At 67.6% G+C, this 13,945-nt stretch carries 14 protein-coding genes; 10 read left to right on the plus strand and 4 right to left on the minus strand.

Annotation, left to right across the window (positions count from 1 at the left end; all coding sequences use genetic code 11):
* The first annotated feature begins 16 nt into the window (after positions 1-16).
* Genes RQG82_RS05705 through RQG82_RS05730 form a run of 6 tightly spaced genes read left to right on the plus strand, consistent with a single transcriptional unit; the run spans position 17 to position 6,879 of the window.
* Complete coding sequence (locus RQG82_RS05705) at positions 17-1,285, plus strand: extracellular solute-binding protein (protein WP_311258144.1); 1,269 nt, start codon at positions 17-19, stop codon at positions 1,283-1,285.
* A 10-nt stretch (positions 1,286-1,295) separates the two neighbouring features.
* Positions 1,296-2,261, plus strand: a complete 966-nt coding sequence (locus RQG82_RS05710) for a sugar ABC transporter permease (RefSeq protein ID WP_311258145.1) — start codon at positions 1,296-1,298, stop codon at positions 2,259-2,261.
* Between the two features lie 2 nt (positions 2,262-2,263).
* Positions 2,264-3,103, plus strand: coding sequence for a carbohydrate ABC transporter permease (locus tag RQG82_RS05715; protein ID WP_311258146.1), 840 nt, complete (start codon positions 2,264-2,266; stop codon positions 3,101-3,103).
* Positions 3,104-3,136: 33 nt separating this feature from the next.
* Positions 3,137-4,135: a glycoside hydrolase family 130 protein gene (locus RQG82_RS05720; RefSeq protein ID WP_311258147.1), complete on the plus strand. Its 999-nt coding sequence runs from the start codon at positions 3,137-3,139 to the stop codon at positions 4,133-4,135.
* 4 nt (positions 4,136-4,139) lie between these two features.
* A complete protein-coding gene (locus RQG82_RS05725) occupies positions 4,140-6,182 on the plus strand; it encodes a hypothetical protein (RefSeq protein ID WP_311258148.1) in 2,043 nt (680 codons plus the stop codon).
* Between the two features lie 40 nt (positions 6,183-6,222).
* Positions 6,223-6,879 carry a histidine phosphatase family protein gene (locus RQG82_RS05730; protein WP_228385721.1) on the plus strand — a complete coding sequence of 219 codons (657 nt, stop codon included), beginning with the start codon at positions 6,223-6,225 and terminating at the stop codon, positions 6,877-6,879.
* A gap of 30 nt (positions 6,880-6,909) precedes the next feature.
* Here the strand turns inward: RQG82_RS05730 and RQG82_RS05735 are convergent, their stop codons facing one another.
* Positions 6,910-7,440, minus strand: a complete 531-nt coding sequence (locus RQG82_RS05735) for a hypothetical protein (protein ID WP_311258149.1) — start codon at positions 7,438-7,440, stop codon at positions 6,910-6,912.
* A 93-nt stretch (positions 7,441-7,533) separates the two neighbouring features.
* Here RQG82_RS05735 and RQG82_RS05740 point away from each other — a divergent pair, with 93 nt between their 5' ends.
* From RQG82_RS05740 to RQG82_RS05750, 3 genes are all read left to right on the plus strand, one after another.
* Entirely contained in the window at positions 7,534-7,956 is a 423-nt protein-coding gene (locus tag RQG82_RS05740) for a Fur family transcriptional regulator (RefSeq protein WP_311258150.1), read from the plus strand.
* A gap of 63 nt (positions 7,957-8,019) precedes the next feature.
* Positions 8,020-9,471, plus strand: coding sequence for a catalase (locus RQG82_RS05745; protein WP_311258151.1), 1,452 nt, complete (start codon positions 8,020-8,022; stop codon positions 9,469-9,471).
* A 73-nt stretch (positions 9,472-9,544) separates the two neighbouring features.
* Positions 9,545-10,354, plus strand: a complete 810-nt coding sequence (locus tag RQG82_RS05750) for an alpha/beta fold hydrolase (protein WP_396653559.1) — start codon at positions 9,545-9,547, stop codon at positions 10,352-10,354.
* A gap of 77 nt (positions 10,355-10,431) precedes the next feature.
* On the opposite strand, the gene msrA is transcribed toward RQG82_RS05750, so the two are convergent.
* Positions 10,432-10,977, minus strand: coding sequence for a peptide-methionine (S)-S-oxide reductase MsrA (gene msrA, locus RQG82_RS05755; RefSeq protein WP_311258153.1), 546 nt, complete (start codon positions 10,975-10,977; stop codon positions 10,432-10,434).
* Complete coding sequence (gene msrB / locus RQG82_RS05760) at positions 10,974-11,444, minus strand: peptide-methionine (R)-S-oxide reductase MsrB (RefSeq protein ID WP_311258154.1); 471 nt, start codon at positions 11,442-11,444, stop codon at positions 10,974-10,976. The genes msrA and msrB overlap by 4 nt, the downstream gene beginning before the upstream one ends.
* 151 nt (positions 11,445-11,595) lie before the next feature.
* Here msrB and RQG82_RS05765 point away from each other — a divergent pair, with 151 nt between their 5' ends.
* Positions 11,596-12,513, plus strand: a complete 918-nt coding sequence (locus RQG82_RS05765) for a DUF808 family protein (RefSeq protein ID WP_311258155.1) — start codon at positions 11,596-11,598, stop codon at positions 12,511-12,513.
* 22 nt (positions 12,514-12,535) lie between these two features.
* Here the strand turns inward: RQG82_RS05765 and RQG82_RS05770 are convergent, their stop codons facing one another.
* Entirely contained in the window at positions 12,536-13,885 is a 1,350-nt protein-coding gene (locus tag RQG82_RS05770) for a DUF222 domain-containing protein (RefSeq protein WP_311258156.1), read from the minus strand.
* Positions 13,886-13,945: the final 60 nt, after the last annotated feature.

Genomic DNA, 13,945 nt, shown 5'->3' on the forward strand with positions numbered 1-13,945 from the left:
CGTCAAGGAGGACAACATGAAGAAGAAGATCCGCGCAGCAGCGCTCCTGGGAGCGGTCGCGCTCGTCGCCACCGGGTGCTCATCCGGCGGCGGAGGCGGCGATGCCTCGGCCGAAGGCACCGGCTCCATCGACATCTGGCTGTCGAACAACGAGCAGGAGGTCGCCTGGGGCACCGCCGTGGTCGAGGCCTGGAACGCCGAGCACCCCGACGAGAAGGTCAACGCCCAGGAGATCCCCGCCGGTTCGTCGTCTGAAGAGGCGATCACCGCGGCCATCACCGCCGGCACCGCACCGTGCCTCGTCTACAACGTGGCTCCGGCTGCAGTCTCAGGCTGGGTCAAGCAGGGCGGACTCGTCGACCTCAGCACCATGCAGGGCGGCAGCGACTACATCACCGAGCGCGGTGGCGAGGTCGACTCGTATGCCACCGACGACAGCTTCTACCAGCTGCCGTGGAAGTCGAACCCGGTCATGGTGATGTACAACAAGGCCCTCTTCGAAGCGGCGGGAATCGACCCCGAAGACCCGCAGATGGCCTCGTACGACGACTTCCTCGCCGGGTCACGCGCGATTGTCGAATCCGGCGTGCAGAGCGCGATCTGGCCGGCACCGACCAGCGAGTTCTACCAGCCCTGGTTCGACTTCTACCCGCTCTACCTCGCCGAGACCGACGGCACCATGCTCGTCGAAGACGGCACAGCGACGGTCGACTCGGATGCCGGGCGCGAGGTCGCGGAGTTCTGGAAGACCTTCTACGACGAGAAGCTCTCGCCCAACGAGGCATCGACCGATGACGCGATGTCTGCGGGCACGACCGCCATGCAGCTCGCCGGCCCGTGGGCCATCCCTTCGTACGCCGAGACGGTGGACGTCGGGTTCATGCCCGTGCCGACCAGCGACGGTCGCGAGAACCCGACGACGTTCGCAGACTCGAAGAGCGTCTCGATGTTCACCGCGTGCGAGAACCAGGGCACCGCGTGGGAGTTCCTGAAGTTCTCGACGAGCGTCGACAGCGACGGCCAGCTGCTCGAGGCGACGGGCCAGATGCCGATGCGCACCGACCTCACCGAGACCTACGCCGACTACTTCGAAGCGAACCCGAACTACGTGGCGTTCGCCGAGCAGGCCGAGGCCACGGCAGACGTGCCCAGCATCCCGAACTCCGTGGAGGCCTGGCAGGCGTTCCGCGACGAGTACTCCGCCGCAGTGATCTTCGGCAAGGAGTCGATCGATGACTTCCTGAAGAACGCCGCGACGAAGATCGACGACCTCGTCGCCGAGTGATGAGCCGGTCATGACGCTCCGAGACGACGCCGTAGCGGACGTGGCCGGGGGCACCACCGCCCCGGCCCCGTCCGCGGGCCGGTCACCGAGGGCGCGGTTGCGCAACCGACTCTTGGGTGCGCAGCCGATCGGCGGGCTCTTCGCCCTGCCGTACCTGGTCTTCGTGCTGGCGATCTTCGCGTTCCCGCTGGGATTCGCGGTCTACATCGCCTTCCACGACTACTTCTTCACCGCCCCCAACGTCGAGGTCGAGCGACCGTTCGTGGGCTTCGACAACTTCGTCACGGTGCTCACCGACCCGAGGGTGCTCGGTTCGTTCCGCAACACCCTGATCTTCCTCGTCATCAACGTGCCGCTCACCGCCGTGCTCTCGCTCGTGCTCGCGGCGGCGTTGAACACCGGCATCCGCTGGGTCGCCGCCTACCGCGTGGCGTTCTACGTGCCGTATCTGACGGCCAGCGTCTCGCTCGTCGGAGTCTGGATGCTGCTGTTCTCCGGCAACGGCCTGATCAACACCATCCTCGGCCCGCTCGCCCCCGATCCCTCGTGGCTGGTGAACAGCGGTCTCGCGATGCCGATGATCGCCCTCTACGTGACCTGGAAGCAGCTGGGCTTCTACATCCTGCTGTATCTCGCTGCGCTGCAGAACGTGCCGAAGGAGCTCTACGAGTCGGCCGAGACCGACGGCGCCGGGGCGTTCTCGCGCTTCTGGAACGTGACCGTTCCCGGCGTGCGCAACGCGACGACGCTCGTACTGATCCTGTCGATCATCACGGGAGCGAACCTCTTCACCGAGCCGTACCTGCTCACGAACGGCGGCGGCCCCGACGGCGCCTCGTCGACACCCGTGCTGCTCATCTATCAGCTGGGCATCCAGCAGCAGAACCCCGACACGGCCGCCGCGATCGGCATGATCCTGGTGATCCTCGTCGGGATGCTGTCGCTCGCCGCCAACCGCGCAACCAGGGAGCGATGACCATGAGACGCAAGCGTTCACTGCCCCGCATCCTGAGCCTGATCCTGCTCACGGTCGCGGCCATCGGATTCGCGTTCCCGTTCTACTTCATGCTGGTGGGCGCGTTCCAGGAGAACCCGACGAACTCGCCCAATGAGCTCTTTCCGACGAGCGGGTGGACGGTCGACAACTTCGTCGCGATCGACTCCCGCATAGACCTTGCGGGATCTCTGCTCAACTCGCTGATCTTCACGGCCGGCGTGCTGCTGGGCACCGTCGTGTTCGGCCTTCTCGCGGGGTACGCGATCGCACGGCTCGACTTCCGCGGCCGCGGCGTCATCTGGGTGCTCATGCTGCTCGTGCAGATGGTGCCGTTCCAGCTGCTGATGATCCCGCTCTACGTGCAGATCACCCGCAACTACGGGCTCGGCGACTCGTACATGGGCATGATCCTGCCGTTCCTGATCAACACCACGGCGGTGTTCATCTTCGTGCAGTTCTTCAAGGCCCTGCCCGTCGAGATCTTCGAAGCCGCCCGCATCGACGGCGCCGGCGAGATCCGTCTGCTGACGTCGGTCGCGATCCCGCTCATCAAGCCGGTGCTCGTGACGGTCGTGCTCGTCACCTTCATCGGCCCGTGGAACGAGTTCCTCTGGCCGTTCCTCATCACGAAGGACGCATCGCTGCAGCCGCTCGCCGTGTCTCTCGCGAACTACATCTCGAACGTCGCGCAGTCGACGGCGAACCCGAACGGCGCGATCCTCGCCGGTGCGACAGCACTGGCATTCCCCGTCGTGATCCTGTTCATCGTCTTCCAGCGCTTCTTCCGGGCCACCGACCTCGGCGCGGCCGTCAAGGGCTAGACCGCCCCTTCCCCACAATCCCGAAAGGACCCCATGTTCACCGGAGCATCCTTCCCCCTCGGCCCGTTCACCCCCTATGAGGGCAACCCGATCCTGCGCCCGAAAGGCGACAGCTGGGAGTCTGCCAACCTCTACAACCCCGCGGCCCTCGTCGACGGCGACGAGGTCGTGCTGCTGTATCGCGCTCACGCCGACGACATCGTGTCGCACATCGGAATCGCGCGATCGAGCGACGGCCTGAACTTCACCAGGGAGGACGCCCCGATCCTCTCCCCCTCCGAGGACTATGAGCGCTACGGATGCGAGGATCCGCGCATCGCGCTGATCGACGGCACCTACTACCTCACCTACACGGGGTGGGACCGGCGCAGCGCGCAGCTGTGCCTCGCGACGTCGACCGACCTGCGCACCTGGACCAAGCACGGCCCGCTGTTCGACGACTTCGACACGTTCAAGACGATGGACCCCCGCGGCTTCAACTGGTCAAAGGCGGGGGTCATCGTGCCGCAGAAGATGCACGGCAAGTGGTGGATGTACTTCGGAGAGGGTGCGATCTATTGGGCGACCAGCGACGACCTCATCCACTGGACGCCCGGGTCGGCCGACACCGAGCCCATGTACTCGCCGACTCCCGGCACGTGGGACGAGGCTCTCGTCGAGATCGGAACCTCGCCGGTGGTCGCCGACAACGGACTGCTCGTGTTCCTCACGAACGGTGCGACGCGCACGGTGCACGAAGACGGCTCCGTCGACGTCGACTACCGCTGCGGCCAGATCGCGATCGACCCCGACGAGCCCACCCGTGTGATCGCCCGCCTGCAGGAGCCGTGGCTGCGTCCGCAGACGTTCGAGGACATGCACGGCCTGGTGTCGAACGTCACGTTCGTCGAGGGACTCGTGAAGTTCCAGGGCAGGTGGTTCGCGTACTACGGGCAGTCGGACACGACGCTCGCCGTCGCCATCCATGACCCCGCTCAGCCGTGGGGCCGCGCACTGCGAGACGGCGCCGACTCGAACACGAGCGAGGAATGAGACCATGGCCATCTCCCGACGGACCTTCCTGAGCGTGGCGGCCGCCACCTCGGCGCTGGCACTCCTGCCCCTGGATGCGGCCGGAGCGCAAGCATCGGCATCCGCTGCCGGTTCGCCTCTCGGCTCTCTGCCCGCGGGAGCGGGTGGCGGTGCGCGCCTCACGAACCTCGCGCACCTGCGCTTTCTGCTCGCGGAGGTGCCCGTCGTGGCGAGTGCCACGCACACCACGTTCGGCATCGACGCCTCGCCGCGCGTTCTCGCGCCGTGGACGTATGCCGACACCGACGGCGCCGGCGGGTTCCGCCCGGTGGGTGGCGGCACTCGCGACGCCGTGACCGGATACTGGACGCAAGGTGCCTACAACGCGGATGACATCGCCCGAGCCGCGATCGTGTTCCTGCGGGCGTGGAAGGCGACCGGCGACGCGCAGAGCCGCGACGAGGCGCGCGATGTGCTGCGGTCGCTGGCGTTCCTGCAGACGACGAGCAGCCGGAATGCCGGCCGCGTGGTGCTGTGGCAGCAGGAGGACGGCACGCTGAACCCCAGCGCGATCCCCGTCGAGCTGCCGGATCCGTCGGACTCCGCCGAGTCGTACTGGCTGGCGCGCACGGTGTGGGCGTTCGGTGAGGGCTACGCGACCTTCCGGCGGGAGGATGCCGAGTTCGCGGCGTTCCTGCTCTCGCGGCTGCACCTGGCCCTCGATGCACTCGGACGCGAGTCGCTGTCGCGCGCCGGGCAGTGGGTGCGCAGCGACGGACGCGACCTGCCCGCCTGGTTGATCGCCGGCGGAGCGGATGCCACGGCCGAGGCCATGCTCGGACTCGCCGCGGCGACCGAAGCCGGAGACGCACGGAGTCGCGCGGCCCTGCAGACATATGGCGAAGGGGTGGCGGCGATGGCCACCGACCCTGCGAAGGGCTGGCCGTTCGGCGCCGTGCTGCCGTGGACCGGGTCACTCGGATTCTGGCACGCATGGGGTGCGGCGGCGCCCGAGGCTCTCGCTCGCGCCGGTGCGCTGCTGCGACGTCGCGAGTGGACTGCGGCGGCCGTGGCGGATGCCGGGACCTTCACCCCGCAGGTGCTCGCCTCAGGCGGTCCGCACAACGCCTGGGCTCCGCTGCCCGCGGAGGCGCAGATCGCGTACGGCGCGCATGGACGCGTCGCGGCGGCGGTGCAGGCGGCATCCGTCGGCGGTGAGGGGCTGCGGGTGCTCGCGGGGCTCGCCGCCGGGTGGTTCTTCGGCGCGAACACCGCAGGCATCCCGGTCTACGACCCGGCCACCGGTGTGACCTTCGACGGTGTCGAGACCGATGGACGGGTGAACCGGAACTCCGGGGCCGAATCCACCATCCACGGACTGCTCACGATGCTGCTGCTGGATGCGAACCGTGACATCGCGCGGATCGCGACGTCGATCACCGGGCTGTCGTCGTTCTCGGGGCTGCGGGTGATCGATGCCGAGGGCGCCCGACTCTCGCCGGGCTGCGTGGTCGTGCGACCCGAGGGCGGCGCCTGGACCGGAGAGGGCAACCTCTCGGGTGGCGCGTACGTGCGCGTTCCCGCGGGCGAGTCGGTCGAGTTCGATGTGACCGAGCCCGACGGCATCCTGCATGGTCTCGTGTGGAGACAAGCGGCGGATGCCGGCGAAGCGGTGTGGGAGGTCTTCCGAGGTCGCCGGCGCCTCTGGAGCACTCGCACGCCCGCGGGAGGGGCCGGCGATCGCGGGCTGACGGAGGCTGACGGGATGCTGGTGCCGCAGCTGCTCGGTGGCGACCTGCCCGCCGAGGCGGTGACCGTGCGATGCACGAGCACCGGTGACGTGCGGCTCGACGCCCTGGTGATCCAGCCGGCGGTGTCCACTGCCGTGTATGCCACGGCATCCGGTTCTGCCGTGCTCTACGCCAACGGCACAGGACGCGATCAGCGGATCGCTGCGCTCGCACGCGGCGCCGGACGGGCCTACGAGGCGGACGGATCGCAGCGCGGCCAGGCCGTGGGCGGCGGAAAAGTGCGCGTGCGCGGCGGCGGGTTCACGATCACGCAGTGACCGGGCCCCGGCGTCGGGCTACGGTTGCGGTGTGCCTGCGATCCCTGTCTACGACCAGCTGCCCGACCGTCCCGCGCCCGACAATCCCACGGGAAAGCTCGTGCTTCTGCGCCATGGCGAGACCGAGTGGTCGAAGGCCGGCCTGCATACGGGGCTCACCGACATCCCGCTCACGGCGCGGGGCGAAGACCTCGCCCGCGGTGCCGGACAGCTGGTCGCCGACTACGACTTCTCGCTCGTGCTGTCCTCACCGCTAGAGCGCGCCCGGCGCACGGCCGAGCTCGCCGGCCTGCACGCCGAGATCGATCCGCTTCTCGTCGAGTGGGACTACGGCGGATACGAGGGCCGCACGACGAAGGACATCCGCGAGGAGCTCGGCTACGACTGGAGCGCATTCACCCACGGAGTGATCCGCGGTGCGACGCCGGGCGAGACCGTCGAGGAGGTCGCGGCCCGCGCATCCCGCGTGCTCACCCGGGTTCTGCCGAAACTGACCGAGGGCGATGTGGCGCTGGTCGCGCACGGGCACTTCCTGCGCATCCTCACCGCGGTCTATCTGCGGCTCGCTCCGCGCTTCGGTGCCCAGATCACGCTGGACGCCGGATCGGTGTCGGTGCTGAGCTTCTATCGCGAGCAGCCGGCGATCCTGACGTGGAACTACGGCCTCGAGCTGCCGCTCGCTCCGTCGGAGTCCTGACGGCCTCAGTGGATCCAGACGACCGCGCGCTCAGGACACCTTGACGAGCGACAGCGCGTGGACCGTCGGTGCTCCCTCGAGAGCGAGTTCGAACCGAACTCCGGTGCGCGCGGTCGTGACGTCGAAGGCGATCGTCTCGTTCGCACACACGATCGGCTCCGATGGGTCTCCCTCGTCCAGTTCGCTGATCATGAGTGTGATGGTGCCGTCACCCCTGCAGGCGAACTGAGCCTGGTACGAACCCGGCGCGAGTGACGTGTAGGTCGTCACGTCGTTGGCCGAGCTGTTCTCGCTCATCCACCCGGAGAACCCGAAGACGTATCCGTCGGCATCTCCGCCGGGAACGGCAGTCTTCGCCCAGTCCGGGATCTCCTCGACCGGCACGGGGAGCAGCGCTTCATCCGCCTCGGCGCCCGGAGTGGCGGTCGGCGCTGGGCTCGACGACGAGGCGGAGGGCGACGGGGTTCCTTCGCCCTCCCCTGAGGGTTCGCCACTGCATCCGGCGAGCGCGACGCCCGCCATCAGGATCAGTCCCACCGTCACCGCTCTTCTCGTAGACATCCCTTCACGCTACGTGCGGGTGTGCAGGATGCAACTCGCGCGGCCGACACGCCATTCTTTTGAGTTACTCAAAATAAACGCTAGAGTCGAGGCATGGAGACAGAACTCGACTCGGCACTTCGCGGTGCCGGGCTGCGTGCGACCGCGGGCCGCGTCGCCGTTCTCGAGGCTCTGGAATCCATGGCCCACACGGATGCGGAGCGGGTCTTCCGAGCCGTCTCCGACGTGCTTCCGACGACGTCGATCCAGTCGGTGCACAACATCCTCGCGGACCTGACGACGGCGGGTCTGATCCGCCGGATCGAACCGGCAGGCTCCGCGGCGCTCTATGAACGGCGCATCGACGACAACCATCACCACATCGTGTGCACCCAGTGCGGTGCCATCGGCGATGTGGACTGCGTCGTCGGCGAAGCACCGTGCCTCACCCCGTCTTCGGCGGGGGGATTCGCCGTCCAGACAGCCGAAGTGACCTTCTGGGGCCTGTGCCCCAGTTGCCAGAACGCCGCGCAATAGCATCCGCCGTCCGATCCCGGGCACCCGGGTGATCGTCGTCGCTGCGCGCAGAAGGAGAAGAACATGACCGACCCATCGACCACCACCCAGACGGGTACTCCCGTCGCGAGCGACGCCCACTCGCTCACCGTCGGAGCAGACGGTCCCACCGTCCTGCACGACCGCTACCTCGTCGAGAAGCTCGCGTCGTTCAACCGTGAGCGCGTGCCGGAGCGCAACCCGCACGCCAAGGGCGGCGGAGCCTTCGGAACATTCACCGTGACCGAAGACGTGTCGGCCTACACCCGTGCCGCGGCCTTCCAGCCTGGCGCCGTGAGCGAGACGCTGCTGCGCTTCTCGTCGGTCGCCGGCGAGCAGGGTTCGCCCGACACCTGGCGCGACGTGCGCGGCTTCGCGCTGCGCTTCTACACGCCCGAGGGCAACCTCGACATCGTCGGAAACAACACCCCGACCTTCTTCCTGCGCGACGCCATGAAGTTCCCCGACTTCATCCACTCGCAGAAGCGCCTCGGCGACTCGGGTCTGCGCAACGCCGACATGCAGTGGGACTTCTGGACCCTCTCCCCCGAGTCGGCCCACCAGGTCACGTACCTGATGGGAGACCGTGGCCTGCCGCGCAGCTGGCGCCACATGAACGGCTACGGCTCGCACACCTATCAGTGGGTCAACGCCGCAGGCGAGCGCTTCTGGGTGCAGTACCACTTCCTGTCGAAGCAGGGTGTCGAGGCCATGAGCGCCGAAGAGGCCGAGAAGCTCGCGGGTTCGGATGCCGACTACTACCGTCGCGACCTGTTCGACGCGATCGCCAGCGGCGACGCCCCCTCGTGGGATGTCTACGTGCAGGTCATGCCCTATGACGAGGGCAAGACCTACCGCTTCAACCCGTTCGACCTCACGAAGACCTGGTCGAAGAAGGACTACCCGCGCATCAAAGTCGGCACGTTCACGCTCGACCGCAACCCGCAGAACTTCTTCGCCGAGATCGAGCAGGCCGCCTTCTCGCCCGGCAACCAGGTTCCCGGCACCGGCATCTCGCCCGACAAGATGCTCATGGCCCGCGTGTTCGCCTACTCCGACGCGCAGCGCTACCGCATCGGCGCGAACTACAACCAGCTTCCGGTCAACCAGCCGCATGCGGCCGAGGTGCGCAACTACATGCACGAAGGCCAGATGCAGTACAAGTTCAACCCGGCCGAGCACCGCGTCTACACGCCGAACTCCTACGGCCCGGCCGGCGGCCCGACCGCTGACCCTGCTGCCGGTGTCGAGGCGAGCTGGGAGTCGGATGGCGAGCTGATTCGCGCCGCGGCGACCCTGCACCTCGATGACGACGACTTCGGTCAGGCGGGCACGCTGTACCGCACGGTCTTCGATGACGAGCAGCGCGCGCGCTTCCTCGACACCCTGACCGGTCAGGGACAGGCCATCACGATCGACGCGATCCGCGAACGCTTCTTCCAGTACTGGACGAACGTCGACGCATCGCTCGGCGACGCCCTGCGCGCTCGCTTCTGAGTCGCAGCCGCTGATCACGAGACCCACCGACCCCCGCGGTCGGTGGGTCTCGTGCTGTCTGACGAGGAGGACAATGGATGCCGTGGCTGTTCCTCTCTCCGACCTGACCAACATGCCCGAACCCCAGCAGGTGTACTCCGCTGACGGCACTCGCCTCGCGACGTACACGTGGGGCGAGATCGATGCTCCGGTGGTGGTCTTCGTGCACGGCTTCGCGTCGAGCGCCCGCGATACCTGGGTGCTCACGGGCTGGGTGCGCGAGCTCACCAGGGCCGGATACCGGGTGCTCGCGCTCGACCAGCGGGGCCATGGGCTCAGCCAGAAGCCGCATCAGGCCGATGCCTACGGCATCCGCACTCTTGCGACCGATGTCGAGACGGTCATGGATGCGTACCTCGTCGACGAAGCCGTCTATGTCGGATACTCGCTCGGGGCGCGGGTCGGCTGGGAGGTCGTGCGTGATCTTCCGCATCGCATCGGCCGTGCCGTGCTCGGCGGGGTGCCCGACGGCATCCCTCTCGCCCGGCTGGATCTCGATCAGGTGCGCGCGTATCTGGCCGACGGCACGCCCGTGTCGGACCCGACGACGCAGAACTACATCACGCTGACCGAGCGCGTGCCAGGCAATGACCTCGGAGCCCTGGTGGCACTGGCCGAGGGGATGCGGTCGTCACGGACGATCGACCCCGATCCGTCGAACGCCCCCGCGAGCCCGATCCTGTTCGCGACGGGGTCCAAAGACGCGATCATCGAGGGTTCGCGCGCGCTCGCATCCGCTGCCCCTCAGGGCCGGTTCTTCGAGATCCCCGATCGCAACCACTTCAACGCGCCCGGTTCGCGTGCGTTCAAAGAGGCCGCGCTGGCGTTCCTCTCGGAGAGCTGATCGCAGGCCACCGCACAGAGCGAGGAAACGAGAAGAGCCCTCCGTCTCGAGGAGACGAAGGGCTCTCGGCGCGACGGTCAGACCGTCGCGCTCTGCTCGCGCTTCGGCAGCACCCATCCCGCACGCGGGAAGTGGCAGGTGTAGCCGTTCGGGTACTTGATCAGGTAGTCCTGGTGCTCTTCCTCGGCCTGCCAGAACGGGCCCGCGGGCTCGATCGTGGTGACGGCCTTGCCCGGCCACAGGCCTGAGGCGTCGACGTCGGCGATGGTGTCGCGCGCGACGGCCTCCTGCTCGGGACTGAGCGGGAAGATCGCCGAGCGGTAGCTCGAGCCGATGTCATTGCCCTGACGGTCCTTCGTCGACGGGTCGTGGATCTGGAAGAAGAACGCGAGGATGTCGCGGTAGGTCGTCTTGGTGGGGTCGAACACGATCTCCACAGCCTCGGCGTGACCGGGGTGGTTGCGGTAGGTGGCGTGGTCGTTGCTGCCGCCGGTGTAGCCGACGCGGGTGTCGAGCACGCCGGGCTGGCGGCGGATGAGGTCTTCCATGCCCCAGAAGCAGCCGCCGGCGAGCACGGCGGTCTCGGCTCCGGGGGTGCGGGTGATGGTTCCGGTGTCGGTCATGACTGCTCCTCAGAGGTGGGGGTGGTGGGGAAGAGGTGACGGTAGCGACCGTACCCCTCATCTTCCAGGCTGTCAGCCGGGATTAAGCGCAGGGCGGCGGAGTTCATGCAGTATCTCAGCCCTCCTGCATCGCGGGGCCCGTCGTCGAAGACGTGCCCGAGGTGGCTGTCGGCGCCGCTGGACCGCGCCTCGGTGCGCGACATCCAGAGCTTGCGGTCGGTGCGCGTGATCACGGCATCGGCCTCGATGGGCTTGGTAAAGCTCGGCCATCCGGTGCCGCTGTCGAACTTGTCGGTCGACGCGAAGAGCGGCTGGCCCGAGACGACGTCGACGTAGATGCCGTCGTCGTGGGTGTTCCAGTACGCGTTGCGGAAGGGCGGCTCGGTGGCATCCTCCTGCGTCACCTCGTACTGCAGGTGCGTGAGGTCGCTGACCGCCGCGGGGTTCTTGCTGTACTCGTTCGACATGATCTGACTCCTTGTCCGACGCGGCTGGCTGCAGCGTCTTAGAGGAGAACCAGGCGGGTGCCTGTTTTGGTCCCGCAGGACTGTGAGCGGGCTGTGAGTTTGAAAGGAGTCGATAGAGTTGCTCAGCCACACACACCACAGGGAGACGCACATGTCGGTTGGACTGCTCGCCGTCGTCGATGACATCCTCAGCGCGGCGATGAAGGCCTCGGCGAAAGCCGCGGGCGTCGTGATCGACGATGCCGCCGTGACCCCGCAGTACGTGCAGGGCATCACTCCCGCGCGTGAGCTGCCGGTGGTCGCGAAGATCGCGCTCGGATCGCTGGTCAACAAGTTCATCATCATCATCCCGATCGCGCTGCTGCTCACCGCCTTCGCGCCGTGGGTGCTGCCGTACCTGCTCATCATCGGTGGCGCGTACCTGTGCTTCGAAGGCGCCGAGAAGGTGCTCGAGTGGTTCGGTGTGCAGCACGGTCACGCCGATGAAAGCGCCCGCGACGAGAAGAAGCTGGTGCTCGGGGCCGTGCGCACCGACCTGATCCTGTCGACCGAGATCATGCTGATCTCGCTGGCGAACCTCGAGGCCGGTCTCGACATCTGGACCACCCTCGCGATCCTCGCGGTGATCGCCCTGCTCATGACGGGCGTCGTCTACGGCGCCGTGGCCCTGCTCGTGAAGATCGATGACATCGGCCTGAAGATGGCCAAGAACCCCTCGAAGCGTGTGCGCCACACCGGAATGCGGATCGTGCGGTCGATGCCGGCAGTCTTCCGCTTCATCAGCATCCTCGGCACCGTCGCGATGCTGTGGGTCGGTGGCCATCTGCTGCTCGTGAACCTCGGCGAGGTGGGCGTGCACTTCGGCGAAGACATCCTGCACGCCATCGAGCACGCGCTCGAGCCCCTCGGCGCTGTCATCGTGTGGATCGGCGACACCCTCTTCTCGGCCATCGCCGGCCTGATCGCCGGTCTGATCATCGTCGGGATCATCCTGGGCATCGGCCGCCTGATCGGCAAGAAGCCGAACTTCCACGAGGGCGAGGAGTCCCCCGCCGACGTGCACGTCTGATCCCGGCGCCGCAGAACCGACCTCAGGCCGCGATGTCATAGCGCGCCCGCCCGCCGAGGCGCGGAGTTCTCTCGAGATCGATGCTTCGCGGTGGGATGAGCCACACCCGTGCCGCGACTCCGATCCCCTCGATGCGGATGTCCCACCCGTTGTCGTGGATGCGATGGTGACACGACTCGCACAGCAGGACGCCGTTGTCGAGGTCGGTGGGTCCGGTATCTCGCTGCCACCACCTGATGTGATGTGCCTTGGTCATCTGGGGTGGGAGACCGCACATGGCGCATCCGCCGTCTCGCTCGACGAGCGCCAAACGCTGCGCTCGGGTGAACAGACGCTTCTCTCGGCCCCAGTCGAGGATCTCCCCCGCTGATCCGAGAACCACAGGGATGATGCCGCCACCCGCGGCCATCCGACGGCAGGTGCTGACGCTCACGAGCTGGTCGCTGCCGTCGATCGTCGCGCTGCCCTCGCCCGAGACGAGCTGATCGAGGTTCACGCGCACCACCACGGTCGCCCCCGATGCGGGCATCCCGCCGTTGTCGCAGGCGATCGCGTGCTCGCAGATGGCGGCCAGCGCATCGGCCTGGATCATCGCGACCGAACGGCGATCGGCATCCGGCGCGTCAGGGTCGGTCGCGGTGACCCGCGACCGGAAAGTAGCCGCCACGTAGGCCTGGATCGCGGCCTTGATCGGCGCTCCAGAGGCGATGTCGGTCTGCAACACGAGGTGAAGCGAGCCGTCGCGCTCGAACATCGTCAGGGAACGGCGGTCGCGGGCCTCTCGCTCTTTGGGCGCGATGCCGTCTGGGTCGAGCCAGGCTTCGGCCCGGGCCACCAGCTTGCCGACGTCGGCGAGGGACATCCCCGCTGCCCTGCCGACGAGAAGACGCTCGGCCTCTTCGACCCGAGCCGACCCCACTTTGATCCGAATGCGCTCGAGAAGGCTGACAATGAGCGCGGCTGCCGCAACGGAGATCTCTCCTGCGGCGAGCGCCGACGCCAGCGCCGGATATCTGGCCGGCAGGACCTCACCCAGCAGATTCGTCCGCAGCGCCGCTGCCTGGCCCACCGTGATGAGTCGCTTGGCCTCGCCCGTCGATCCGCCCGTGGTCGCTGCGATCATCACCGCAGCACTTCGGTATCCGTGCTGCTTCGCGAACCCCTCGGGGCCGAGTTCCGATCGCGACTCGTGCGCGATCGTCGCCGCGAGCTCGGCATGGAGCCCGTCGAGGCATCGCTGCGCCTGGCTCACCGCGCGATGCACCTCGAGCAGCTCTATGCGAGACAGCTCCGTCCCCGCTTCGGCGTCACCCCAGGCGTCACCGAGGCGCTCGACGGCCTCGAGAAGCGGTGTCAGACGGGGTGCGGGCATGTCTCCATTTTAGAACAAACGTTCGAAAGTCGGGCGAGATGCCGGAATCCGATGAGTCAG

It is taken from the genome of Microbacterium sp. WCS2018Hpa-9 (assembly GCF_031843745.1).
Lineage (GTDB): Bacteria > Actinomycetota > Actinomycetes > Actinomycetales > Microbacteriaceae > Microbacterium.

Bases quoted from the DNA above. Each gene is read 5' to 3' on its own strand.
- RQG82_RS05750 (WP_396653559.1), top strand. From the start codon at position 9,545: ATGGATGCCGTGGCTGTTCCTCTCTCCGACCTGACCAACATGCCCGAA.
- msrA (WP_311258153.1), bottom strand. From the start codon at position 10,977: ATGACCGACACCGGAACCATCACCCGCACCCCCGGAGCCGAGACCGCC.
- RQG82_RS05770 (WP_311258156.1), bottom strand. From the start codon at position 13,885: ATGCCCGCACCCCGTCTGACACCGCTTCTCGAGGCCGTCGAGCGCCTC.
- RQG82_RS05745 (WP_311258151.1), top strand. From the start codon at position 8,020: ATGACCGACCCATCGACCACCACCCAGACGGGTACTCCCGTCGCGAGC.
- RQG82_RS05705 (WP_311258144.1), top strand. From the start codon at position 17: ATGAAGAAGAAGATCCGCGCAGCAGCGCTCCTGGGAGCGGTCGCGCTC.
- msrB (WP_311258154.1), bottom strand. From the start codon at position 11,444: ATGTCGAACGAGTACAGCAAGAACCCCGCGGCGGTCAGCGACCTCACG.
- RQG82_RS05740 (WP_311258150.1), top strand. From the start codon at position 7,534: ATGGAGACAGAACTCGACTCGGCACTTCGCGGTGCCGGGCTGCGTGCG.
- RQG82_RS05765 (WP_311258155.1), top strand. From the start codon at position 11,596: ATGTCGGTTGGACTGCTCGCCGTCGTCGATGACATCCTCAGCGCGGCG.
- RQG82_RS05725 (WP_311258148.1), top strand. From the start codon at position 4,140: ATGGCCATCTCCCGACGGACCTTCCTGAGCGTGGCGGCCGCCACCTCG.
- RQG82_RS05735 (WP_311258149.1), bottom strand. From the start codon at position 7,440: ATGTCTACGAGAAGAGCGGTGACGGTGGGACTGATCCTGATGGCGGGC.
- RQG82_RS05720 (WP_311258147.1), top strand. From the start codon at position 3,137: ATGTTCACCGGAGCATCCTTCCCCCTCGGCCCGTTCACCCCCTATGAG.
- RQG82_RS05710 (WP_311258145.1), top strand. From the start codon at position 1,296: ATGACGCTCCGAGACGACGCCGTAGCGGACGTGGCCGGGGGCACCACC.
- RQG82_RS05715 (WP_311258146.1), top strand. From the start codon at position 2,264: ATGAGACGCAAGCGTTCACTGCCCCGCATCCTGAGCCTGATCCTGCTC.